The following is a 21,432-nucleotide window of genomic DNA, read 5'->3' as shown; positions in this document are numbered from 1 at the left end:
GTACCTTCTGCGACGCACACGTGTGGCCCCAGTTGATGAACGGCAAGGAGAAAGTGTGACCTTTCTGCCCGACACCGGATACACCCCGAGCGCGGAGGAACTGGCGAGCATCCAGGAGTGGTTCGCCGCCTACGACGCGCACAGCGCCAAGCGCGACGTCGGGCGTATGGCGGACATGGCAGTGTTCCCGCTCAACCTGATCAGCGACGACGCCGCGGGCAACGGCGCCTCCGCCCAGTGGGACCGCCGGCAGTTCGTCGAGACGATGAGCCATGTGATGGGCGATGGGAGCGACGACATCTCCTTCGAGTCGGTACGGACTCCGGTGTTCCTCTCCCCCGCGATGGCCGTCGTCTTCACGGACTCGACCATGACCATGGACGGCCGGACCCAGCAGCTGCGGTACGCCGACATCCTGATCAAGCAGGACGGCAAGTGGGCGTTCCAGACGATGATGCAGGGCGGCTGGGGGGACAACCTCCGCTAGAAACGGCCCTGCCGACCGGGGGGCGTCACCCCCCGGCACCTCCCCGGTCGGCAGGGCGCGAGCACCACGGGCACCGCCTCACGGCGCCGGTCCGCAGGCACCGCGGACCGGCCCGCGACGGCGGCAACAGGCCTGGATTCAACAACCCCGAGACAACCCCGTCGGATACCGGTCAGGATGTCGGATCCTTGGGGCACACTTCCCCCAGACACAAGGTTGAGACCCAAGGTTTCTTGGGAGGGGGACAATCGTGTTCGCGGGAATCGACGAGGTCGAGTGGGCCTCTCTGGAACACGCCTACGGCCCGGCCGACGATGTGCCGGAGCTGCTGCGAGGACTGGCCTCCGGGGATCCCGCCGAGCGCGAGAGCGCACTCGACGCCATGTACGGGGCCGTGCACCACCAGGGCGACGTGTACGACTCGACGCTGGCCTGCATCCCGTTCCTGATGGAGCTGGTCGCCGACCCCGCGGTCGAGGACCGGGGCGGCATCGTCGAACTGCTCACCAGCATCGGCAGCATCGACCTGGACGGCGACGACGAACTCGACCCGGAGGACGAGGAGTTCGAGGACGCCGCGAACTACGCCATGGCCGCCTCCGCGGTGACCGCGGGGGCGGACGTGTTCCTCGGCCTGGTCGACGACCCGGACCGCGGTGTGCGGCTCGCCGCGCCGCTCGCGCTGGCCACCCTGCACACCGACCCGGTGCGGGTCCTGCGCCTGCTGCGGGCCCGGCTGGACGCCGAGCAGGACCCTGAAGTGCGGCTCGCGTGCGTGGAGGCCACCGGGCGGATCGCGCTGCGGCACCAGGGCCTGCTGCCCGAGGTGGTGGAGTGGCTCACCGGGCTCTCCGGGATGGCGTACGGGGCGGGTCTCCGGTTGGCCGCGATCGCGCAGCTGGCCCGCTGCGCCCCCGGTGCGCTGCCCTCCGACGTGGTGCCCGGGGTGACGGGCCTGCTGCGTGAGCTGCGCACGGAACCGGTGGCGGTGGTCCCTGCCGCCGAACGGCTCCCGTCACCGACGCTGCTCGGCCAGCTGCGCCAGGTACGGGCCGCCGACACCGTGGGCCGCCGCGCACCCTGGACGGCCGACCTGCTGCGCACCCTCCACTCGGGCCTCGGCGACCGGGTCGAGGACCGGATAGCGCTGCTGGCGGACCAGCTGTGCAGCCCGGACCGGGCGCAGCGGATCGACGCCGTACGGATGAGCAGCGCGCTGCTGCGGACATGGCGGGGCGCGTACGGGGAGCTGGTCGGCCTGATCGGCGACCAGCTCGCGGAACCGGAGCCGCGCCTCTCCGCAGCGGCGGCGTACGCCCTGGGGGACCTGTTCGGCCTGGCGGAGCCGGCGGCGGACGCGCTGGCGCGGCGGCTGGCCGCCGAGCCCGGCAGCTGGGTGCGCGAGTGGGAGGGCGGGCCGCCGACGCTGGGGCCGGCCGTCCTCGCGCTCGCGCGGGCCGGCGACGTGCGGGTGGTGCCGGTGCTGGCGCGGCTCCTGGAGCTGCCCGATGTGCCACGGGACCTCGGGCACTCGCTGGACCGGCTGGGCGGGGCCGCCGCCGCGCTCGCACCGGCGCTGCGCGAGCGGCTGGACGTACTGGAGCTGGACGACCGGGCGTCCGACGGCGCCGTGCCGCTGTTGCACGGGTTGTCCGTGCTGGGGGCGGACACGGCGGCGGGCTCGGTCCCCTCGGTGCTGCGTGTACTGCGGGAGGCGTCCGGCGAGCGGCGTGGCTGCCTGACCGACGCGGCGGTGCGGACGCTCACCGCTTTCGGGCCCGCCGCGCACGAGGCGGTGCCGTATCTGTGGGGGCTGCTGCGCGAGGCGGGGTACCAGCCGGCGGCGGCCCGGCGGTCCGCCTGCGGCGCCGTGGCCTGCTTACCGCCGGCGGCGGCCGCCAGGGCCGCGGGCGCCCTGTGGGCGATCGAAGGTGACGCGGCCGCGGTGGTGCCGGTGCTGTGCGCGGTGCTGAACGCGCCCGAGCAGGCCGCCCGCCGGTCGGCGGCCTCGGTGCTCGCATCCATGGGGACGGCCGGCACGCCGGCCGCGCCGCAGCTCGCCAGGCTGCTGCGGTCGATGGAACCGTGGACGCGGGTGCGGGCGTCGGAGGCGCTGTGGCGGGTGACGGGGGATCCCGACGGCGCGTGGCCGGTACTGCGCGCGGCCTGGGAGACGATGCCGCGCACCCGGGTGCCCACCGCGGCGTGTCTGGCGGACATGACCACGGCGGGCGCCGAGGGAGCGGTGGGCCTGGTCGACCGCGAGCTGCTGTCCGCAAGACGTCATAACGCGATCGACAACGGGGCGGACAGTCATGACATCGTGGAGGACGAGAGACTGCTGGCTCTGTGCCGGCGGGCGGTTCACCGCAGGCCATGACTTCGCATGCCGGGCGGAGCGTGACGGCGGACCATGAACGGGGAGGACCCGACAACATGATCATCTTCGGTACCAAGGGTTACATCTACCAGCTGGCGATACTGACACTGGTGTGCGGCCACTGCGGCAATCCTTCCGCGCACACGCTCAGGAAGCGCGTCACGAAGTTCACACTGTTCTTCGTGCCGCTGTTCCCCTTCTCCACGAAGTACGCCACCCAGTGCACCTTCTGCGGCGCCGAGCAGCAGATCTCCTCGGAGCAGGCGCAGCAGCTCCAGGCGCAGTCCGCGGGCGGCCAGGGCGTCCAGGGCGGTCAGCCGCACGGTCAGGCCCAGCAGGGGCAGCACCCCTACCAGCGCTGAGCCGGCGGCGGCGCGGGCGCGGCGGACGGAGAGCGTCTCCGCCGCCGGCCGACGCTGCGTGACGACCTCTCTGTTCGACGTCGGCGCACTATGACATAAAGGGACAAACGGACTCGCCGCTTGCTACGTTGCGTGGCATGACCGCAACGACAGCGGGCACTTCGGCGCCCGAGCCGTCTCCCACGCCCCGTCCGCCCAAGCGGCGGGGCGTCGAACTGTCGCTCCTCCTCGGCGCCGTCCTCATCTGCGTCCACGGTTACGTCGCCGTCGGTCTCGCCAGGAACGGCGCCGTGCCGCCGGACGCGGCCGGATACGGAGCGGGCCTCGGCGTCCTGGCCCTCCTCGCGCATCTGGCCGTACGCCTGCGGGCGCCCTACGCCGACCCCCTGCTGCTGCCGATCGCGGTCCTGCTCAACGGCCTCGGCCTGGTGCTGATCTACCGGCTGGACCTGGAGACCCCGCTGGAGCGGGCGGCCCCCGCCCAGCTCGTCTGGTCCACCTCCGGTGTCGCCCTGTTCATCGTGGCCGTCGTCGTCCTGCGCGACCACCGGATCCTCCAGCGGTACGCGTACATCAGCGTCACCGCCGCGCTCGCACTTCTCTGCGCCCCGATCTTCTTCCCCGCGGTCAACGGGGCCAGGATCTGGATCCGGATGGGGCAGCTGTCCTTCCAGCCCGGCGAGTTCGCGAAGGTGCTGCTCGCCGTCTTCTTCGCCGCGTACCTCGCCGGCAACCGGGGCGCCCTCACCCACGCCAGCCGGCTGATCCGCCGGCTCCAGCTCCCCACCGGCCGGGTGCTCGGACCGATCGTCACGGTGTGGCTGGTCAGCGTCGGAGTCCTCGTCCTCGAACGGGACCTCGGGACCTCGCTGCTCTTCTTCGGGCTCTTCGTCGTCATGCTCTACGTGGCGACCGGTCGGATCAGCTGGATCGTGGTGGGCCTGCTGCTGGCGTCGGCGGGCGCGTACGCCGTCGGCTCGCTCGAACCGCACGTCCACAGCCGGGTCGAGGACTGGCTCGACCCGTACGCCGGCATCGAGTCCGGGGAGGGCCCCGGTCAACTGGCCCAGTCCCTCTTCGCCTTCGCCGCCGGCGGGATACTGGGCACCGGTCTTGGACTCGGCCATTCCGTGCTGATCGGCTTCGCCACCAAGTCGGACTTCATCCTCGCCACCGCGGGCGAGGAACTGGGGCTCGTCGGTCTCAGCGCGATCTTCCTGCTGTACGGGCTGCTGGTCGCCCGTGGACTGAGCGCCGGGCTCGCGCTGCGCGACCCGTTCGGCCGGCTCCTCGCGGTCGGCCTCTCCTCCATCGTCGCGCTCCAGGTGTTCGTCATCGCGGGCGGCGTGACGGGCCTGATCCCGCTGACCGGCATGGCGATGCCGTTCCTCGCGCAGGGCGGCTCCTCCGTGGTCACCAACTGGGTCATCGTGGCGCTGCTGATGCGGCTCAGCCACTCGGCCCGTATGCCGCTGCCCGTGCCCGTGGAGGTGGGCGTCCACGCCCCGGCGCCGGCGGTGCGGGGGTGACCAGATGCATTCGGCACGCCGCCGTGTTCAGCCTGCTGCTCCTGCTCGCGCTGCTGGCCAACGCCGCCCGCGTGCAGGTGCTGGAGGCGTCGGCGCTCGAGAAGAATCCGGCCAACCGCCGGGCGGCGATCGCCCGTTACGCGGAGCCGCGCGGTGACATCCTGGTCGACGGGAAGCCGGTCACCGGGTCCAAGGACACCGGTGAGCAGCTCCGTCACGAGCGCACGTACCGCGACGGGCCGCTGTACGCGCCGGTGACCGGGTACTCGTCGCAGACCTACGGCACCTCGTTCGTCGAGCACGCGCAGGACCCGGTCCTCAGCGGCAGCGATCCGCTGCTGGCGCCGTTCCCCTTCTGGGGCGACCTGAGCCGCGGCAGGCCGTCCGCCGGGGACGTCGCCACCACCGTCAAGGCGGCCGTGCAGCAGGCCGCGTACCGGGGCCTCGCCGGCAGGCGGGGCGCCGTCGCGGCGCTCGAGCCCTCGACGGGCAAGATCCTGGCCCTGGTCAGCAGCCCGTCCTACGATCCGGGGCTGCTCTCCGGCAACGGGCCGGACGTCTCCCGGGCCTGGGCCCGGCTGAACGGCGCGGACGCGCAGCCGATGCTGAACCGCGCGATCCGCCAGACCTATCCCCCCGGCTCCGCGTTCAAGATCGTGACCGCCGCCGCGGCCCTGGAGAGCGGCGTGGTCGACGACGTGGACGCGCCCACGCGCACACCGGAGCCGTATCTGCTGCCCAGCACCCGCACCCCGCTGCCGAACGCGACGAGGGGATGCGAGGACGCCTCGCTGGCCTACGCCATCCAGTGGTCGTGCAACACCGTGATGGCGAATCTCGGAGCGCGGGTCGGACTGCGGGACATGGTCGCGACCGCCCGGGGGTTCGGCTTCAACGACCCCGGGCTGCGGATCCCCTCGGGCGTGACGGCCTCCAACTTCGACACCGACATGTCCCCCGACCAGCTGGCGCTGTCCTCGATCGGGCAGTTCAACACGAGGGCCACCCCACTGCAGATGGCGATGGTCGCGGCGGCCGTCGCGAGCGGCGGCGACATCCGCAGCCCCTACCTCGTGGAGCGGGTGACCAGGGCGAACGGCGACCTGATCGCCCAGAACGGCCCCCGCGCCTACCGTCAGGCGATGACCCCGGTCACGGCGCAGCGGCTGCGGGAACTGATGGTGCGGGCCGTCGAGGAGGGCACGGGCGACAACGCGGCGATCGCGGGCGCGACCGTCGGCGGCAAGACGGGCACCGCGCAGCACGGCATCGACAACACCGGTCTCCCCTACGCCTGGTTCATCGGATGGGCCCAGGCATACGACGCGCCCCGGCCGGCGGTCGCGCTGGCCGTGGTCGTCGAGGACGCCTCCGCGGTACGGGAGGACATCAGCGGCGGAGGCAGCGCCGCCCCCGTCGCGCGGGCCGTGATGAAGGCGGCACTGTGGGACTCATGAACATCGCTGCGTCGCTGGACGCCATCGGGCGGCTCGACCCGGAGGTGAGCGCCTTCGTCGAGGTGTGGGCCGAGGAGGCGCTCTCCCGTGAAAGATCGACGGACACCGGCCTCCCCCTGGCCGGGATGCCGTTCGCGGTGAAGGGCCCCTCGGGCATCCGGTCCTACGCGGCGCGGCGGCTCACCGCGGCGGGCGGAGTGTCCGTCGGCTCGACGTCGGTGCCAGGCCCCGGCACCCCCTGGCAGACGTGGGGCCTCGGCGCGCACGGCCCCACCCGGAACCCCTGGCGGCCGGACCGCACTCCCGGCGGATCCTCCGCGGGGTCGGCCGCCGCGGTCGCGGCCGGCATGGTGGGCCTGGCGACCGGCAGCGACGGTGCGGGATCCGTACGGATCCCGGCGGCCTGGTGCTCGGTGTTCGGACTGAAGACCACGAACGGGCTGCTGCCCTCGCCCGACCGCACGGGCCTTGCCTCCGCGGGTGTCCTCACGCCGACGGCGGCGGACGCCCGGGCGTATCTGCGCTGCGTACTGGACACCTACGAGCCGGTGGCGCCGGTCCTTCCGCTGCCGGCGGTCTGGTCGGCCGACCTGGGCTTCGCGGACACGGATCCAGAGGTGGCCGCGGTCGCGCTGGCGGCGGTGGAACGGCTGGAGTCCGCCGGTGTCGTACGGCTCGCGGAGGCCCGCCCGGTACTCATGGACCCGTGCGACGCGTGGACGGCGGTACGGGCCGGCCGGCCGGCGCGAGGAGCGGCGGTGCGGGCCGAGAACGACCGCCGCCTGGACGTCCTGTTCGCCGACGCGGCCGTCCTGCTGACCCCCGCCACCCCCAACCGGCCGCACGGTCACGACGGCCCCGGGGACGTCTACTCGACGGCGCTGACCTGGGCGTTCAACCTGAGCGGCCACCCTGCGGCCAGCATCCCGGCGGGCTTCACGGGCGACGGCTGCCCGGTGGGGCTCCAGTTGGTGGCGGCCCGGGGGGCGGACGTCTCACTGGTCGAAATGGCGGTGGCGGCGGAGAAGGGCCTGATTACTGTGCGGCCATGACCTCCTACGAGCTCGCCCAGGTGAACATAGGCCGCCTCAAACACCCGCTGGACTCACCGCAGTTGAAGGACTTCGTGGACAACCTCATCCCCGTGAACGCGGTCGCGGACGCCGCCGACGGCTTCGTCTGGCGGCTCCAGACGGAAGCCGGTGACGCGACCGATCTGCGGGTCTTCGGCGACGACTGGCTGATGGTGAACATGTCGGTGTGGCGGGACACCGACGCCCTGACCGCCTTCATGTACCAGGGTGTGCACCGGGAGCTGCTGGCCCGGCGCTACGAGTTCTTCGAGCGGATGCACGAGGTGATGACGACGCTGTGGTGGGTCCCCGCCGGTCGTCGGCCGACGGTCCGCGAGGCGGAGGAGCGTCTGCTGCACATCCGCGAACACGGGCCGACCCAGCGGGCGTTCACCCTCCGGAAGTCGTTCCCGGCGCCCCAGATGTGACCGGCGGCGCCGGTCACCCCCGGCGCTCGCCGAACATGCTCCCGAGGGCGAGCGCCTCGGGACCGCGTCGAGCGGTTCGCGGCGGCCGGCGGCCGGGCGCCGCCCTGCCGGACCGCAGGACGGCGTACGCCTGCCTACGGTGCGTCCGCGCCCTCCGCGATCGCGTCCGCCACCTCCGCCACCCGCTCCTGCTCCTCGGCCGCGAACCGCTCCCGGTCGAGCTGTTCCGCGATCTCCTCGTCCTCGGACATCAGCAGGTCGAGGCTGGCGTCTCCCATCTCGAAGACCCCCATGTCGAGATATGCCTTCTGCAGTCGCTCGCCCCACAGGCCGATGTCCTTGACGCACGGCACGATCCGGCTGAAGAGCAGCTTGCGGAAGAGGTGGAGGAACTCCGACTGCTCCGAGTACTCCTCCGCCTCCTTCTTCGAGACGCCGAAGTTCTCCAGGACCTCGATGCCGCGCAGCCGGTCGCGCATCAGGTAGCAGCCCTCGATCACGAACTCCTCGCGTTCGCGCAGTTCCGCGTCGCTCAGCTGCTTGTAGTAGTCGCGCAGCGCCATCCTGCCGAACGCCACATGGCGTGCCTCGTCCTGCATGATGTACGCGAGGATCTGCTTCGGCAGCGGCTTGGTCGTGGTGTCGCGGATCATGCCGAAGGCGGCGAGGGCCAGGCCCTCGATGAGGACCTGCATGCCGAGGTAGGGCATGTCCCAGCGGGAGTCGCGCAGGGTGTCGCCGAGCAGGGACTGCAGATTGTCGTTGATCGGGTAGAGCATGCCGATCTTCTCGTGGAGGAAGCGGCCGTAGATCTCGGCGTGCCGGGCCTCGTCCATGGTCTGGGTGGCGGAGTAGAACTTGGCGTCGAGGTCCGGGACCGATTCGACGATCCTGGCCGCGCAGATCATGGCGCCTTGCTCACCGTGGAGGAACTGGCTGAACTGCCAGGACGTGTAGTGCTTGCGCAGCTCGCCCTTGTCCCGTTCGGTCATCTTCGCCCAGTGCCGGGTGCCGTACAGGGTGAGCGCCTCGTCGGGCGTGCCCAGCGGGTCGTACGGGTCGACCTCGAGGTCCCAGTCGATACGCCTGGCGCCGTCCCACTGCTTGTCCTTGCCCTTCTGGTAGAGGGCGAGGAGACGGTCGCGGCCGGCCCCGTTCTCCTGGCCGGGAAAGATGGCCTGCCAGCTGAAGCGGGCGGCACCCGAGGCCGGGACCTGCCAGAGCGGGTTGTCCGGTGCGTGGATGTAGCGGTCGTGCATCGACACTTCCGGCTCCTTCACCTCGTACTCCTGGGTACGCGAGGACAGTTGGCAGGCTCACACGCTGATAGACGCTCAGTCAACAAGTCGTGCGCAGGGGATTGACGAGCTTACTGACGGGGAGTCTCATAACACCGACGCCGGTAATCCGACTCGCGAGGTGCCCTCAGCCATGACGACAGTGACCGACCGCGACGTGCAGCTGCTCCGCGACGCACTCGGCCCGCTCCGGGACCGCGAACAGGTCGCCGCGCGCCTGCTCGAGTCCTCCGCCAAGCACTCCTTCGACCCCGACAAGGAGCTCGACTGGGAGGCGCCCGTCGAGGAGGGCAAGTGGTTCTGGCCCCCCGAGCTGGTCTCCCTCTACGACACCCCGCTGTGGCGGAGGATGTCCGAGGAACAGCGGATGGACCTGGCCAGGCACGAGGCCGCCTCGCTGGCCTCGCTCGGGATCTGGTTCGAGATCATCCTGATGCAGCTGCTGGTGCGCCACATCTACGACAAGTCGGTGACCAGCAACCACGTCCGCTACGCCCTCACCGAGATCGCGGACGAGTGCCGGCACTCGATGATGTTCGCCCGCATGATCCAGAAGGGCGGGGCGCCCGCGTACCCGGTGCCGCGCGTCTACCACAACCTGGCCCGCGTGCTGAAGACGGTCTCGACCACGCCCGGCTCGTTCGCCGCCACCCTCCTCGGCGAGGAGATCCTCGACTGGATGCAGCGCCTGACCTTCCCCGACGAGCGGGTGCAGACGCTGGTGCGCGGCGTCACCCGCATCCACGTCGTCGAGGAGGCCCGCCATGTGCGGTACGCCCGCGAGGAGCTGCGCCGCCAGATGGTGACCGCGCCCCGCTGGGAGCAGGAGTTCACCCGGCTCAGCTGCGGCGAGGCGGCCCGCGTCTTCAGCGTCTGCTTCATCAACCCGCAGGTGTACGAGAACGTCGGCCTCGACCGCCGCGAGGCCGTCGCCCAGGTGAAGGCCAGCGGGCACCGGCGCGAGGTCATGCAGACCGGCGCACGCCGGCTGACCGACTTCCTGGACGACATCGGCGTGCTGCGCGGGCCCGGCCGCAGGCTGTGGAAGAGTTCCGGCCTTCTCGCGTGATCGCATGAGGGCCGCCGCGCACGCTGCGGTTACGCTGCGGAGCATGACCAGTCCCGCTCCCGCGACCCGCGCCTACCGACGGCTCAGCGTCGAGGAGCGCCGCACGCAACTGCTCGCCGCGGCGCTCACTCTCTTCGCGCACCGGCCGCCGGAGGAGATCTCGCTCGACGACGTGGCGGAGGCGGCCGGGGTCTCGAGGCCGCTCGTCTACCGGTACTTCCCCGGCGGCAAGCAGCAGCTCTACGAAGCGGCCCTGCGCTCGGCCGCCGACCGGCTGGAGCTGTGCTTCGCGGAACCGAAGGCCGGTCCGCCGACCGAGCGCCTGACCCGGGTGCTGGACCGCTATCTGGCCTTCGTGGACGAGCACGACGCCGGGTTCAGCGCGCTGCTGCGGGGCGGCAGCGTCGCCGAGACCTCCCGTACGACCGCGATCGTCGACGAGGTACGGCGGGCCGCCGCCGAGCAGATCCTCGTCCACCTCGGCGTGGACGGCCCGGGGCCGCGGCTCCACATGATGGTCAGGACCTGGATCGCGGCGGTCGAGGCCGCCTCGCTGATCTGGCTGGACGAGGACAAGCAACCGCCGGCGCACGAGCTGCGCGAATGGCTCGTCGACCATCTGGTCGCGCTGCTGACGGTGACGGCGGCGACCGACGAGGAGACGGCCGGCGTCGTCGCGGACCTGCTCGCGCAGGAGACCGCGGCCGGACCCGTCGGCACGCTGGTGCGCCGGCTGGGACCCGTCGTGGGCGGCGCCGCCCACCTGCTGTGAGACTGGTGAGGTGAGAAGCGAGAACACCCCCTTCGAGGGCGGCCCCCTGGACGGGCGCGTGCTCCCCGTCCTGGTCGGCCCCACCGGCCACCCCCCGAAGTGGTACAAGGTGCCCGTACCGAACGACGACGGCTCCCCGCCCACCGTGTACGCGTACCGCCGGGTCCCCTCCGGCTACACGAAGCGCCTCGGACTCCAGCGTGGCTGGAAGTACGAGTACGCGCCCGGGGGCGTGGAGCGGCGCGAGATCAGGTGGCCCTGGTCGAAGCCGGGCGGAGCGGCCTGAGGACCTGTACGGAGACCTGCCCCGGGCACGCGGTGTCCCGGTGAGGCGGTTGCTCCGGGACACCGACCGTGCCGCGGACCGACGCCGCGCCCTGCGGCAAGCAGCCGCGCCGCTCGCGGGTGCATCGTCCCTGCACGGGTGACCTCGTTGCGCCGGGCCGCTCTCCTGCGGTCGCCGTCGCCCGGCACACGGCGCAGCCTCGACCGGGGCGGAACGGCCGCCTTCAAGGCCGGAGGTGATCGGGTGTCAGGCAGGTATTCACTGCGCGCCGTCTGCGTCGGCGTGCTCGTCGTCGCCGCGACGGCCACCACGCTCCCCGCGACGGCGGACTCCCCGGAGCCCCGCCACGGCGCCGTCGACAAGCTGCTCGGCGAGCTCGGTGACACCGTCATGGAGCGGTTCGCCGGCAAGGAACCCGCCGCAGGGCCACCGCTCCCCCTCGAGGAGCTCACCGCCGCGCCGGACATGACCGGGGTACTCACCCGGCTGCGGGAGCTGTACCGGCAGGCGGAGGAGGCCGGTGAGACCTACAAGAGCACCGAGGACGCGCTGGAGAGACAGCGCGCGGAGACCGCGCGACTGTCCCGCGCCCTCACCAAGGCCCGCAAGGCCCTCGTCGCCGGCCGGGCCGACGCCGGACGCATCGCCCGCGTGCAGTACCAGGGCAACTCGGACCTCTCCGCGTATCTGCGTCTGCTTCTGGCCCCCGACCCGCAACAGGCCCTCGACCAGGGTCACTTGATCGAACGGGCGGCGAGCGGACGACTCGCCGCCATGGACCGGCTGGAGGCCGGGGAGAAGCGGGCCCGAGAACTGGCGGCGGCGTCCCGCCGGGCGCTGGAGCGGGAAGTACTCCTCGCCGCCCGGCAGAAGAAGGCCAAGGACACCGCCACGGCCAGGCTGCGGACCGCCGAAGGGCTGCTCGCCTCCCTGTCCGCGGAGGAACTGACCGCCCTGGCCGGACAGGAGCGCCGGCAGACCGCCGACGCCCAGGAGAAACTGCTGGCCACGGGAGCGCTGGAGGGGCAACGCACGCCGTCGACACAGGGGGACCGTGCGCTGGCGTACGCCGCCGAGCAGATCGGCAAGCCCTATGTGTGGGGAGCGGAGGGCCCCCAGGCGTACGACTGCTCCGGGCTGACCTCGAATGCCTGGGCCAGTGCAGGCCGTGCGATCCCGCGGACCAGCCAGGAGCAGTGGGCCGAGCTCAAGAGGGTGCCGCTGCGTGACCTGCGCCCCGGTGACCTGGTCGTCTACTTCCCCGAGGCCACCCATGTCGCGATGTACCTCGGCGACGGCATGGTCATCCAGGCGCCGCGCCCCGGCGCGCGCGTCAAGGTCTCCCCCATCGCGTCGAACCCGCTGCTCGGAGCGGTACGCCCCGACCCGGCCGGCCCGGCGCTGCCGTCGTACACCCCGCCCGAGCTGCCGGACGACGCGACGGCCGGCTCGGACGAGGGGTACGACAGGGCTTTCGGCTGACCTGTCAGGCTCCGGAGACCGACGCCAGGTAGGCCTCTGCCTTCTCCGGCTCGTAGAAGAAGTTCTCGAAGTCCGCCGGGTCGTTGAAGCCGTTGGCGAACCGGTCGGCGACCGGCTGGAGCACGCCGCCCGCGCCGATCAGGTTGAGCACGTGCTCCGGCGGGACGCCCAGCATCGCGTTCGTCCACTTGGTGACGTGCTGCGCCGTGTCCCAGTAGCGGTCGAAGGTGCCCTGCATCCACTGCTCGTCGAACGGCCGGTCGCCGTGCTCGGTGATCGACGCGAGGTAGGAGGCGGCGCACTTGGACGCGGAGTTGGAGCCCTGGCCGGTGATCGGGTCGTTCGCCACGACGACGTCCGCGACGCCGAGCACGAGCCCGCCGCCGGGCAGCCGGCCGATGGGGTTGCGCACGGTCGGGGCGTACCGGCCGGCGAGCGTGCCGCCCGCGTCGGTCAGCTCGACCTTGGTGGCCCGCGCGTACTCCCAGGGCGTGAACTTCTCCATGAGCTCGAGCGTCAGCGCGAGGTGCTCGGAGGGGTCCTTGACGCCCTGGAAGACGTCCAGCGGCCCGCCGGGGACGCCCTCCCAGAAGAGGATGTCGGCCCGGCCGGAGGTGGTGAACGTCGGCATGACGAACAACTCGCCGACACCGGGGACCAGGTTGCAGCGGACCGCGTCGTAGTCGGGGTGCTCGGGGCGGGGGCCGAGACCGTGGACGTACGCCACGGCGAGCGCGCGCTGCGGCTCCGAGTACGGGGAGCGGGAGGCGTCACGGCCGAACATGGAGACCAGTTCGCCCTTGCCGGCCGACACCAGCACCAGGTCGTAGGTGCGGGAGAAGTAGTCGAGGTCGGAGACGGCGGCGCCGTGGATGACGAGCTGACCGCCGCGCTGGGCGAACGTCTCCATCCAGCCGGCCATCTTCACGCGCTGGTCCACCGACTGCGCGTAGCCGTCGAGCTTGCCGACCCAGTCGACCGCGCGGCTCGCGTCGGGCGCTGCGACCGAGACGCCGAGACCCTCGATCTTCGGGGCCTGCGACTCCCAGAAGTTGATGCCGAGGTCCCGCTCGTGCTCGAGGGCGGTGTGGAACATGCACTGGGTGGACATGACCCGGCCGGACCGGATCTCGTCCGCCGTGCGGTTCGACATCAGGGTGACCTCGTAGCCCCTGGACTGGAGGCCGAGGGCGAGCTGGAGGCCGGACTGACCGGCACCGACTATGAGTATCTTCCGCATGGCGGGTTCTCCGTGGTTCTGCGTCGCGGTTCGGGAGGCTATTCGGGGGTGGCGTCGAGGGCGTGGGCGACCAGCGCCAGCAGCGACTCGATCACCGTGATCCGGTTACGGGCGTCCATGATCACAACCGGTACGTGCGGCGGCACCGTCAGGGCCTCCCGTACGTCCGCCGCCTCGTACGCGGTCGTTCCCTCGAAGTGGTTGACGGCGACGATGTACGGCAGCCCGCAGCTCTCGAAGTAGTCGAGGGCCGGGAAGCAGTCGGGCAGCCGCCGGGTGTCGGCGAGCACGATCGCCCCGATCGCCCCGCGCACCAGGTCGTCCCACATGAACCAGAAACGCTGCTGGCCGGGCGTGCCGAAGACGTACAGCACCAGGTCGTCGTCGAGCGTGATCCGGCCGAAGTCCATGGCCACCGTCGTGGTGACCTTGTCGGGCGTGGCGGTGAGGTCGTCGGTCTCCTCGCTCGCCCGGGTCATCAGCGCCTCCGTCTGGAGCGGCGTGATCTCCGAGACGGAGCCGACGAACGTCGTCTTGCCGACGCCGAAACCCCCCGCGACGACGATCTTCGTCGCGGTGGGCGCACGGGTGGTGTCCAGCTGCCAGGCCTGCACCGCCTCTTCGGTACGGGCCTCGGGCGCCGCATCGGGAGACGTGTCGAGGGGCGCGGCGTCGGGCCGTGCGAGCGTGTCAGAGGCGGCGGAGTCCACTCAGCACCCTTTCCAGCAGTGCGCGGTCGGGCTGGCCGGTGCCGTGACCGGTCCCGTACACACGGATCTTTCCCTGGTCCGCCAGGTCGCTGAGCAGCACCCGGACGACACCGAGCGGCATCTTGAGCAGCGCCGATATCTCGGCGACGGTACGCATACGGCGGCACAGTTCGACGATCGCCCGCAGCTCGGGCATCACCCGGGACGCGAGAGTGCCGCCGGGCAGTTCCCTGCGCTCGGGCGGCGCCTCGAGCGCGGCGACGAACGTCTCGACGAGCAGCACGTGCCCGAAGCGGGTACGGCCGCCGGTCAGGGAGTACGGGCGGACCCGGGCGGGACGTTTGCCGTCACCGCGCACGGGAAGTCGGGGGCCGGTCATCACAGACCACTCTCCATCGATTTGCGCAGTTCACTGCGGACTTCGGGGGTGAGTACGTGTCCGGCACGGCCTACGAACAGCGCCATGTGGTAGGCGACGACGCTCATGTCGCAGTCGGGTGTCGCGTGCACCCCGAGCAGGGAGCCGTCGCTGATCGACATGACGAAGAGGCTGCCCTCCTCCATGGCGACCATCGTCTGCTTGACGCCTCCGCCGTCCATCAGGCCGGCGGCCCCGACGGTGAGGCTGCCGATGCCGGAAACGATCGTGGCGAGGTCCGCGCTGGAGCCCTTCGGGCCCTCGCGGGGGGCTACGGCGGCCGGGGCTGCGTTCAGCTCCGCGTCGGAGGAGAGCAGCAGCAGCCCGTCGGACGAGACGACGGCGACGGAGCGCACCCCTGGCACCTCCTCCACCAGATTGCCCAGCAACCATTGAAGGTTGCGGGCCTCGCTGCTCAGGCCGAACGTGCCGGTCGCAGTCAACTGCGTGCCTCCTCGACTGTGTCCCCCGTCTCCGCTTCGGTCTCCCGCTGGTCCGTCCGGTCCCGGTCTCTGCGGTGCGCCGGGTCCGCCGGTTGTGTCTGTGCTGTGGTCTCCGCGAGTTCGGCCTCCGCGTCACGGCGGCCGTCCTTGGCGCCCTGGTGGAAGCCGCCGAGCCGGCGGCGCAGGGCCTCCGCGTCGACGCTTCCGGTGCGCCCGGCAGGGGCGGCAGCGGGCTGGACGGACTTCGGCGTGCGCTTGGGCAGGCCCTTGTCCGTGACCCGGTCCCAGGCGGCGGGAGCGTCCGGCGTGCTTCCCGCGGGCTCCGCCTCCTGCTCCGGCTCCGGCCCCTGCTCGGGCTCCCCCGGTTCCTCGGGCTGCCTCGGCAGCCGCATCGTGAACGTCTCCTGGTCGACGCCGGTGGTCACCGGATCGCCGTCGGCCGTGCGCTCGTGTGTCTCCGGCTCCGCGGCGGCGGCGAGGATCGCCCGCTCCGCGGCCTCGACGAACGGGTCGGGCTCGAGCCGCTGCTCGGCCTGCGGGTCGGGGTCCTGGCCGTACGCGAGGCCGTGCTCGTGCTCCTGCGCGAGGTCGTCGCCGTCGTGGCTGCCCGCGTGGTCCTGCGTGATGTCGTCGCCGGGGCCGGCCAGGCCGTCGTCGAGCACGTCGGCGCTGTCGAACCCGGCGAGGAGTTCGGTGTCCGCCGCCGTGGCGTCGGCCGCTGCGGCCTGGGCGGCAGGTTCCGTCGGTGCGGCCGGTGCGGCGGGTTCGGCCGATGCGGCCGGCTCGCCCTGGGCGGCAGCTTCTGCCGGTGCGGCCGCCTCCTCCTCGTGGCCGGGCGCGCCGGAGCCTTCGACCGGCTCCGCTCCGCCGGACGGGGCGTCCTCGGTACCGTCCGCGTCCGGGCCGGCACCGTCGGCGTCCGCCGGGTCCGCGTCCTGCCGCCGCGGGCTCTTGGGCAGGGCGTTCGAGTTCGCCTCTGCCACCGAGCCGGGGAGGTTCAGCGCCGGCGCGGCCCCCGGCACCGGTACCTGGCGCCCCGCCGTCGCGGGCGGTCCCGTCGGCAGCAGTGCCTGCGGCACCACGACGACGGCGGTGATCCCGCCCTGCTTGTGCTCGCGGAGCTGGATCCGCACCCCGTGGCGTGCCGCGAGCAGCGCGGCCACGCGCAGTCCGAGGCCCTCGCCCTCACGGCCGGCCGGGGGCTCGGTCTCGTACGACTCGGGGTCCTCGAGCCGGGCGTTGACCTCGGCGATGCGGCTCGCGGTCATACCGATGCCCGCGTCCTGGACGGAGAGCATCACCTCGCCGCTCTCCAGCAGCCAGCCAGAGAGTTCCACCTGGGCGTCCGGCGGCGAGAACGAGGTGGCGTTCTCCAGGAGTTCGGCGACCAGGTGGCTGAGGTCGTCCGCGGCGAAGCCGGCGACCTGGGCGTGCGGCGGGAGGGACTGGATGACCACCCGCTCGTAGCGCTCGATCTCGCTGACCGCGGCGCGCAGCACGTCGACGAGCGGAACGGGGCCGACATGACCGTGTCCGTGGTCGGTGCCGGCGAGGACCAGCAGGTTCTCGCTGTGCCGGCGCATGACGGTGGCCATGTGGTCGAGCTTGAAGAGCGTGGCGAGGCGCTCGGGGTCCTGCTCGCGTTCCTCCAGCTTCTCGATGACGCCGAGCTGGCGCTCCACGAGTCCGAGGGTGCGCAGCGAGAGGTTCACGAAGGTGTGGTGGACGGTGTGGCGCAGCCGGTCCAGTTCGCGGGCGGTCTCCTCGGTGCGCTGCCGCAGTTCGGCACGCGCCTCGGTCAGCTCGGCCTCGAGCGCGGCGCGCGAGCCGAGGAGTTCGCCCCGGTCGGCGTCGAGTTGCGCGGCTCGTGTCCCGAGGTCACGGAGCTTGCCGTGGAGGGTGTTGAGGGACCGTACGACCTGGGCGAACTCGTCGTTGCGGCCGGTGAAGCGGACCGGTTCCTCGCTCTGCGGGACCGGGGCGTCGGCGAGCCTTGCGGCGCCGATCCGCAGGACGGCGAGCGGGCGGGTGAGCGTGCGGGACACCGCGGCGAGCACGCCGACGGTGACGACGACCAGTCCGCCGAGGAGGGCGATACGGATTTCGAGCGCGGTGAGGTCGTCGTCGCGCAGCTGCTCGAACCGTTCGGTCCGTTCGGTGACGAGGGAGGACTCCGCGCCGCGCATCTGCTCGATCCGGGCGGTGAGCGCGGCCTCCAGCTCGGCGGGGTCGGTGCCGCGCTCCGCGTCGGAGAGCCTGGGCTGGTCGGTCAGGCGGGTCAGGTAGGTCTCGGCGGTCTTGACCTCGGGCCCGGTGACGGTGGCGGCGAACTTGTCCCGGGCGGCCGGTCCGGCGGCCTGGTCGAAGTCGGCGAGGGCGGCCAGTTCGCGTACCCGTGCCTGCTGTGCGGCGGCGGTGAGGGCGTTGCGGGTACGGGCGTCGGCGCCGGTGTCCTCGCCGGCGCTCTCCACGGGGAGCCCGGTGACGGGGTCGTAGGAGAGGACCGGGTCGGGCCGGGGCACGGCGAGCGCGGCGAGCAGCAGTCCCCGGGCGGCGGAGGCCTGCTCGACGGCGAGGCCGAGCTCGGCGGGGGCCCTGGTGGCGTCGGCGGCGCGCGGCGGCGTCCGGTCGGCGAGTTCGCCGGCCAGGGCGTGCAGCGCGGAGATGACCGCGGTGTAGGCCTGGTGGGTCTCCATCGCGGTGCCCTCGCCGGACAGCGCGGTACGGCGGACCGACGGCACGGACGCGAGCGAGCGCCGGAGCTCCGCACGGTCGGTGTCCAGGGTGTCGCGCATCTCGTCGAGCTGCCGGTCGACGCGGTCGCCGAGGCTGTCGGAGACCTTGCGGCGGTCCTTCTTGTCGCCCTTCTGCTCCTTGCCGCCGGCCGCGATGTACGCGGTGAGCTCGTCGCGTTCGTCGGCGAGCGAGTGGGCGAGGGTGACGGCCTGCCGGTCCAGCGCGGCCAGGGTGACCAGCCGCTGGGACTCGGTCAGGTCGCCGGAGGCGGCGAGGATGCCGGGAGTGCCCGCGGCGACGACGACGAGGCCGGCGACGGCGACACCGGCGACCAGCCGGTTGCGTACCCGTCGGGAGCGGCCGGCCGGCACCTGCGCGGGTGCGGCCTGTTCGGCTGTGTCCCGCACGGCTGGGTCCTGGGCACGGGGCGCCGGGATCTGCTGGGGAGGGACCGGGGCCTGAGGGTCGCCCGGTGCTCCCGTGGACGGGGTTCCAGTGGGCCTGCCGCCGTTGCCCCGAGGCCGCTTCTTCTGCACCGGTGCTCGCAATCTTGCTTGACTCGTCCACCCATGAAGCAGAGATGACGACCGGTCACGCGCGTAAGCCCCACCCCTGGTACGGCTTCCGACCATTCCAGTGCCTTTGGGAGGGAGGCGCGCATCGGCCGCTCCGCCACCCGAACGAGTGAACAACACTCGTGAGTTGGCGAACAACTTCCCCGAGCCGCCCGTCGGCCCGCGCGGAGCCCCTGGGTTGGACCTTCCGGCCCCCCTTTGGCACTATGTGCGCCCGCACCTTCGCACAGTCGCCCATTCGGGGCGAAGCACACCGTCTGACCTGCTGGTACGGGCCAAACGCCGTCTGCGAGGACCTTGTGAAGGTCTCATGCAGACTGGGTTCATGCGCATCGAACTGGCCACCTCCCCCGGCTCTCCCGAACGCCCCAACGAGGACTGGGTGTCCGTCGCCCTGCCCGCTTCGGGCCAGGGTGGAACCGTCGTGGCGCTCGACGGCGTGACGCCTCCGAGCGGTGAAGCGGGGTGCGTGCACGGTGTGCCGTGGTTCACCGCCCGGCTCGGCGGCTCCCTGGTCGAACTGTCCGGTTCGCGGCGTGACCTGACACTTCGGGAGGTGCTCGCCGAGGCGATCCGGCGCACCGCGGACGCCCATCGCGACACCTGTGACCTTTCTCACGTGCGCACACCTCAGGCGACGGTGGTGCTGGCGCGTTGGGGCGGGCCGGAGGAGGAGGTCGAGTACCTGGTGCTCTCCGACTCGACGCTGCTGCTCCTGTCCCCCGACGGGTCGGTGTCCGCGGTGCTGGACGACCGGCTGGACCGCCTGCCGCGCGAGGCGCTGCGGACCCATGCCTCCGCGGACGCGCTGCGGAACGCCGAGGGCGGGTTCTTCACCGCCGCGGCGGACCCCGAGGTGGCCCGGCGCGCGGTGGCGGGCAGCGTTCCGCGCGAGCGGGTGAGCGCCGTCGCGGCCCTCACCGACGGCGCCTCGCGCTGGGTGGACATGTTCGGTGCGGGTGACTGGGCGAAGTGCGTGGCGCTGCTCCGTGAGGAGGGCGCCCAGGGCCTGATCGACCGGGTGCGGGAGCTGGAGGTGGAGGCAAGAGCCCGTACGGCGGTGATCCGGTGGAAGCTCCACGACGACGCCTCCGCGGTCTTCGCCGAACTGTGACGTCGCGAGGGCTCCCCGGCTCCGCCCGTCAGCTCTCCGCGCGGGCGTTGAGCTGGTGCAGCAGCCGTGCCAGCTCCGCGACCTCGCGCGGGTCCCAGCCGGCCAGCTTGTTGCGGTACCGGTCACGGCGGGCGTCACGCACACGGCGGAACCGGGCTGTTCCTTCTTCCGTGAGCCGTACGAGGGAGGCGCGGCCGTCGGCGGGGTCCGGTTCGCGGGTCACCAGGCCCAGTTCCTCGAGGGCCCGCAGCTGCCGGCTCATGGTGGCCTTGCCGACGCCGAAGTAGCCGGCCAGTTCGGTGGCCCGCTGGGCCCCGGCCTCGTCCAGCCGTACGAGGAGCCCGTAGGCGGCGGGCTCGAGCTCGGGGTGGACCTCGCGGGCCATTTCGCCGGAGGACGCGCGGGCGCGGCGCAGAAAGACGGCCAACTCCCGCTCGAGCGCGAGGAATTCCTGGTCCACACCACTCCCGCCGTTCGGGCCCGCTCCACCCGCCGTACCGCCTTCGTGCACGTCAGCACCCCTCGCGCGCTTTCCGGGTCGTGAAAGTTTCTCGACGCGGCCGGTATTGCCGCAGCTCCGCCAGTATTTCGCAGGCGTAGACCAACGGCGGCGCCGAGGTCCCCTTCCTACGGTGGGTCTACGTGCGTAGCGTCCTTCATGGCATGTCCACACCATTCACTCCGCCACGACATGTCGACACGTCGTCAGGTCACCCCCACCGAGGCCTTCGGAGGCACGCTATGCCCGTGCACAGATCCGGAACGACCGGTCGTCGGCGCCTCGCCGCGGCCGGCACTCTCCTCGCAGTCCTCTCCCTCCTCCTCACGCTCCCCGGCACCGCCACGGCCGACCCCAAGCCGGAACGCGGCTCCGCCCACATGGGTATGGGCGTCGTCGCCCACGACGGCCAGGGCGGCCCGCCGCGCGACACCCGTGCGGTGCAGACGGAAGGCGTCGACGTCTCCAGCCACCAGGGGAACGTCGACTGGTCGGCTCTGTGGACCAGCGGCGTCAAGTGGGCCTACGTGAAGGCCACCGAAGGCACGTACTACAAGAACACGTACTTCACGCAGCAGTACAACGGCTCGTACAACATCGGCATGATCCGGGGCGCGTACCACTTCGCCACCCCGAACACCACGACGGGCACCGCCCAGGCGGACTACTTCGTCGACAACGGCGGCGGCTGGTCCCGCGACGGCAGGACCCTTCCCGGCGTCCTCGACATCGAATGGAACCCGTACGGCGCCGCCTGCTACGGCAAGTCGCAGGCCGGGATGGTCACCTGGATCCGCGACTTCCTGAACCGCTACAAGGCACGCACCGGCCGTGACGCGGTCATCTACACGGCGACCAGCTGGTGGACGCAGTGCACCGGCAACTACGCCGGTTTCGGGGCCACCAATCCGCTCTGGATCGCCCGCTACAACACCACGCCGGGCACCCTCCCGGCCGGCTGGCCCTACTACACGATGTGGCAGTACACGTCGTCCGGGCCGATCGTCGGCGACCACAACAAGTTCAACGGCGCGTACGACCGCGTCCAGGCGCTCGCCAACGGCTGACCCCGGC

Annotated in this window: 20 protein-coding genes; 13 read left to right on the top strand and 7 right to left on the bottom strand. The window is 72.1% G+C overall.

What is annotated here, in order from left to right; all coding sequences use genetic code 11:
- Nucleotides 1-55 precede the first annotated feature (55 nt).
- The 7 genes from ACIPJI_RS09965 to ACIPJI_RS09935 all read left to right on the top strand — a co-directional run bounded on the left by ACIPJI_RS09965 (nt 56) and on the right by ACIPJI_RS09935 (nt 7,716).
- The gene (locus ACIPJI_RS09965; RefSeq protein WP_356621391.1) at nt 56-487 is read left to right on the top strand and encodes a DUF4440 domain-containing protein; all 432 of its coding nucleotides are present in this window, start codon (nt 56-58) and stop codon (nt 485-487) included.
- A 250-nt stretch (nt 488-737) separates the two neighbouring features.
- Complete coding sequence (locus ACIPJI_RS09960; RefSeq protein WP_402245436.1) at nt 738-2,867, top strand: PBS lyase; 2,130 nt, start codon at nt 738-740, stop codon at nt 2,865-2,867.
- A 56-nt stretch (nt 2,868-2,923) separates the two neighbouring features.
- A complete protein-coding gene (locus tag ACIPJI_RS09955) occupies nt 2,924-3,229 on the top strand; it encodes a zinc-ribbon domain-containing protein (RefSeq protein WP_307708262.1) in 306 nt (101 codons plus the stop codon).
- Nucleotides 3,230-3,366: 137 nt separating this feature from the next.
- A complete protein-coding gene (locus ACIPJI_RS09950) occupies nt 3,367-4,758 on the top strand; it encodes an FtsW/RodA/SpoVE family cell cycle protein (RefSeq protein ID WP_402245434.1) in 1,392 nt (463 codons plus the stop codon).
- Complete coding sequence (locus ACIPJI_RS09945; protein ID WP_402245432.1) at nt 4,755-6,215, top strand: penicillin-binding transpeptidase domain-containing protein; 1,461 nt, start codon at nt 4,755-4,757, stop codon at nt 6,213-6,215. Before ACIPJI_RS09950 ends, ACIPJI_RS09945 begins: the two co-directional genes overlap by 4 nt.
- Nucleotides 6,212-7,267 carry an amidase family protein gene (locus tag ACIPJI_RS09940; RefSeq protein WP_402245431.1) on the top strand — a complete coding sequence of 352 codons (1,056 nt, stop codon included), beginning with the start codon at nt 6,212-6,214 and terminating at the stop codon, nt 7,265-7,267. Before ACIPJI_RS09945 ends, ACIPJI_RS09940 begins: the two co-directional genes overlap by 4 nt.
- Complete coding sequence (locus tag ACIPJI_RS09935) at nt 7,264-7,716, top strand: DUF3291 domain-containing protein (RefSeq protein ID WP_402245429.1); 453 nt, start codon at nt 7,264-7,266, stop codon at nt 7,714-7,716. The genes ACIPJI_RS09940 and ACIPJI_RS09935 overlap by 4 nt, the downstream gene beginning before the upstream one ends.
- A gap of 134 nt (nt 7,717-7,850) precedes the next feature.
- Here the strand turns inward: ACIPJI_RS09935 and ACIPJI_RS09930 are convergent, their stop codons facing one another.
- The gene (locus ACIPJI_RS09930) at nt 7,851-8,975 is read right to left on the bottom strand and encodes a ferritin-like domain-containing protein (protein WP_402245803.1); all 1,125 of its coding nucleotides are present in this window, start codon (nt 8,973-8,975) and stop codon (nt 7,851-7,853) included.
- A 172-nt stretch (nt 8,976-9,147) separates the two neighbouring features.
- On the opposite strand from ACIPJI_RS09930, the gene ACIPJI_RS09925 reads away from it, so the two are divergent.
- From ACIPJI_RS09925 to ACIPJI_RS09910, 4 genes are all read left to right on the top strand, one after another.
- The gene (locus ACIPJI_RS09925) at nt 9,148-10,083 is read left to right on the top strand and encodes a diiron oxygenase (protein ID WP_402245427.1); all 936 of its coding nucleotides are present in this window, start codon (nt 9,148-9,150) and stop codon (nt 10,081-10,083) included.
- A gap of 43 nt (nt 10,084-10,126) precedes the next feature.
- Complete coding sequence (locus tag ACIPJI_RS09920) at nt 10,127-10,855, top strand: TetR/AcrR family transcriptional regulator (RefSeq protein WP_307708257.1); 729 nt, start codon at nt 10,127-10,129, stop codon at nt 10,853-10,855.
- A 10-nt stretch (nt 10,856-10,865) separates the two neighbouring features.
- Nucleotides 10,866-11,141 (top strand): hypothetical protein, encoded by a 276-nt coding sequence (locus ACIPJI_RS09915; RefSeq protein WP_402245425.1) that lies wholly within the window; start codon nt 10,866-10,868, stop codon nt 11,139-11,141.
- A gap of 243 nt (nt 11,142-11,384) precedes the next feature.
- Nucleotides 11,385-12,623: an NlpC/P60 family protein gene (locus ACIPJI_RS09910; protein WP_402245423.1), complete on the top strand. Its 1,239-nt coding sequence runs from the start codon at nt 11,385-11,387 to the stop codon at nt 12,621-12,623.
- Nucleotides 12,624-12,627: 4 nt separating this feature from the next.
- On the opposite strand, the gene ACIPJI_RS09905 is transcribed toward ACIPJI_RS09910, so the two are convergent.
- Genes ACIPJI_RS09905 through ACIPJI_RS09885 form a run of 5 tightly spaced genes read right to left on the bottom strand, consistent with a single transcriptional unit; the run spans nt 12,628 to nt 18,706 of the window.
- Nucleotides 12,628-13,863, bottom strand: a complete 1,236-nt coding sequence (locus ACIPJI_RS09905; protein WP_402245421.1) for a styrene monooxygenase/indole monooxygenase family protein — start codon at nt 13,861-13,863, stop codon at nt 12,628-12,630.
- 38 nt (nt 13,864-13,901) lie between these two features.
- Complete coding sequence (locus ACIPJI_RS09900; protein WP_373465331.1) at nt 13,902-14,573, bottom strand: ATP/GTP-binding protein; 672 nt, start codon at nt 14,571-14,573, stop codon at nt 13,902-13,904.
- A complete protein-coding gene (locus ACIPJI_RS09895; protein ID WP_189465957.1) occupies nt 14,554-14,952 on the bottom strand; it encodes a DUF742 domain-containing protein in 399 nt (132 codons plus the stop codon). The genes ACIPJI_RS09900 and ACIPJI_RS09895 overlap by 20 nt, the downstream gene beginning before the upstream one ends.
- Nucleotides 14,952-15,434 carry a roadblock/LC7 domain-containing protein gene (locus tag ACIPJI_RS09890; protein WP_307708253.1) on the bottom strand — a complete coding sequence of 161 codons (483 nt, stop codon included), beginning with the start codon at nt 15,432-15,434 and terminating at the stop codon, nt 14,952-14,954. The genes ACIPJI_RS09895 and ACIPJI_RS09890 overlap by 1 nt, the downstream gene beginning before the upstream one ends.
- On the bottom strand, nt 15,431-18,706 hold the full coding sequence (locus tag ACIPJI_RS09885) for a nitrate- and nitrite sensing domain-containing protein (protein WP_402245419.1): 3,276 nt from the start codon (nt 18,704-18,706) through the stop codon (nt 15,431-15,433). Before ACIPJI_RS09885 ends, ACIPJI_RS09890 begins: the two co-directional genes overlap by 4 nt.
- Nucleotides 18,707-19,070: 364 nt before the next feature.
- Here ACIPJI_RS09885 and ACIPJI_RS09880 point away from each other — a divergent pair, with 364 nt between their 5' ends.
- Nucleotides 19,071-19,859, top strand: a complete 789-nt coding sequence (locus tag ACIPJI_RS09880; protein WP_402245417.1) for a hypothetical protein — start codon at nt 19,071-19,073, stop codon at nt 19,857-19,859.
- Between the two features lie 28 nt (nt 19,860-19,887).
- On the opposite strand, the gene ACIPJI_RS09875 is transcribed toward ACIPJI_RS09880, so the two are convergent.
- A complete protein-coding gene (locus ACIPJI_RS09875) occupies nt 19,888-20,370 on the bottom strand; it encodes a MarR family winged helix-turn-helix transcriptional regulator (protein ID WP_307708250.1) in 483 nt (160 codons plus the stop codon).
- Nucleotides 20,371-20,600: 230 nt separating this feature from the next.
- Between ACIPJI_RS09875 and ACIPJI_RS09870 the strand changes: the two genes are divergently transcribed.
- Complete coding sequence (locus ACIPJI_RS09870) at nt 20,601-21,425, top strand: lysozyme (RefSeq protein WP_356621382.1); 825 nt, start codon at nt 20,601-20,603, stop codon at nt 21,423-21,425.
- Nucleotides 21,426-21,432: the final 7 nt, after the last annotated feature.

Origin of the sequence: Streptomyces sp. NPDC086835, assembly GCF_044745705.1 — a bacterium.
Taxonomy (GTDB): Bacteria; Actinomycetota; Actinomycetes; order Streptomycetales; family Streptomycetaceae; genus Streptomyces.
Note: the sequence above shows the minus strand (reverse complement) of the source record. Positions and strands in the feature narration are given on the sequence as shown.

Bases quoted from the DNA above. Each gene is read 5' to 3' on its own strand.
- ACIPJI_RS09920 (WP_307708257.1), top strand. From the start codon at position 10,127: ATGACCAGTCCCGCTCCCGCGACCCGCGCCTACCGACGGCTCAGCGTC.
- ACIPJI_RS09880 (WP_402245417.1), top strand. From the start codon at position 19,071: ATGCGCATCGAACTGGCCACCTCCCCCGGCTCTCCCGAACGCCCCAAC.
- ACIPJI_RS09925 (WP_402245427.1), top strand. From the start codon at position 9,148: ATGACGACAGTGACCGACCGCGACGTGCAGCTGCTCCGCGACGCACTC.
- ACIPJI_RS09955 (WP_307708262.1), top strand. From the start codon at position 2,924: ATGATCATCTTCGGTACCAAGGGTTACATCTACCAGCTGGCGATACTG.
- ACIPJI_RS09930 (WP_402245803.1), bottom strand. From the start codon at position 8,975: ATGCACGACCGCTACATCCACGCACCGGACAACCCGCTCTGGCAGGTC.
- ACIPJI_RS09870 (WP_356621382.1), top strand. From the start codon at position 20,601: ATGCCCGTGCACAGATCCGGAACGACCGGTCGTCGGCGCCTCGCCGCG.
- ACIPJI_RS09935 (WP_402245429.1), top strand. From the start codon at position 7,264: ATGACCTCCTACGAGCTCGCCCAGGTGAACATAGGCCGCCTCAAACAC.
- ACIPJI_RS09895 (WP_189465957.1), bottom strand. From the start codon at position 14,952: ATGACCGGCCCCCGACTTCCCGTGCGCGGTGACGGCAAACGTCCCGCC.
- ACIPJI_RS09950 (WP_402245434.1), top strand. From the start codon at position 3,367: ATGACCGCAACGACAGCGGGCACTTCGGCGCCCGAGCCGTCTCCCACG.
- ACIPJI_RS09940 (WP_402245431.1), top strand. From the start codon at position 6,212: ATGAACATCGCTGCGTCGCTGGACGCCATCGGGCGGCTCGACCCGGAG.
- ACIPJI_RS09905 (WP_402245421.1), bottom strand. From the start codon at position 13,863: ATGCGGAAGATACTCATAGTCGGTGCCGGTCAGTCCGGCCTCCAGCTC.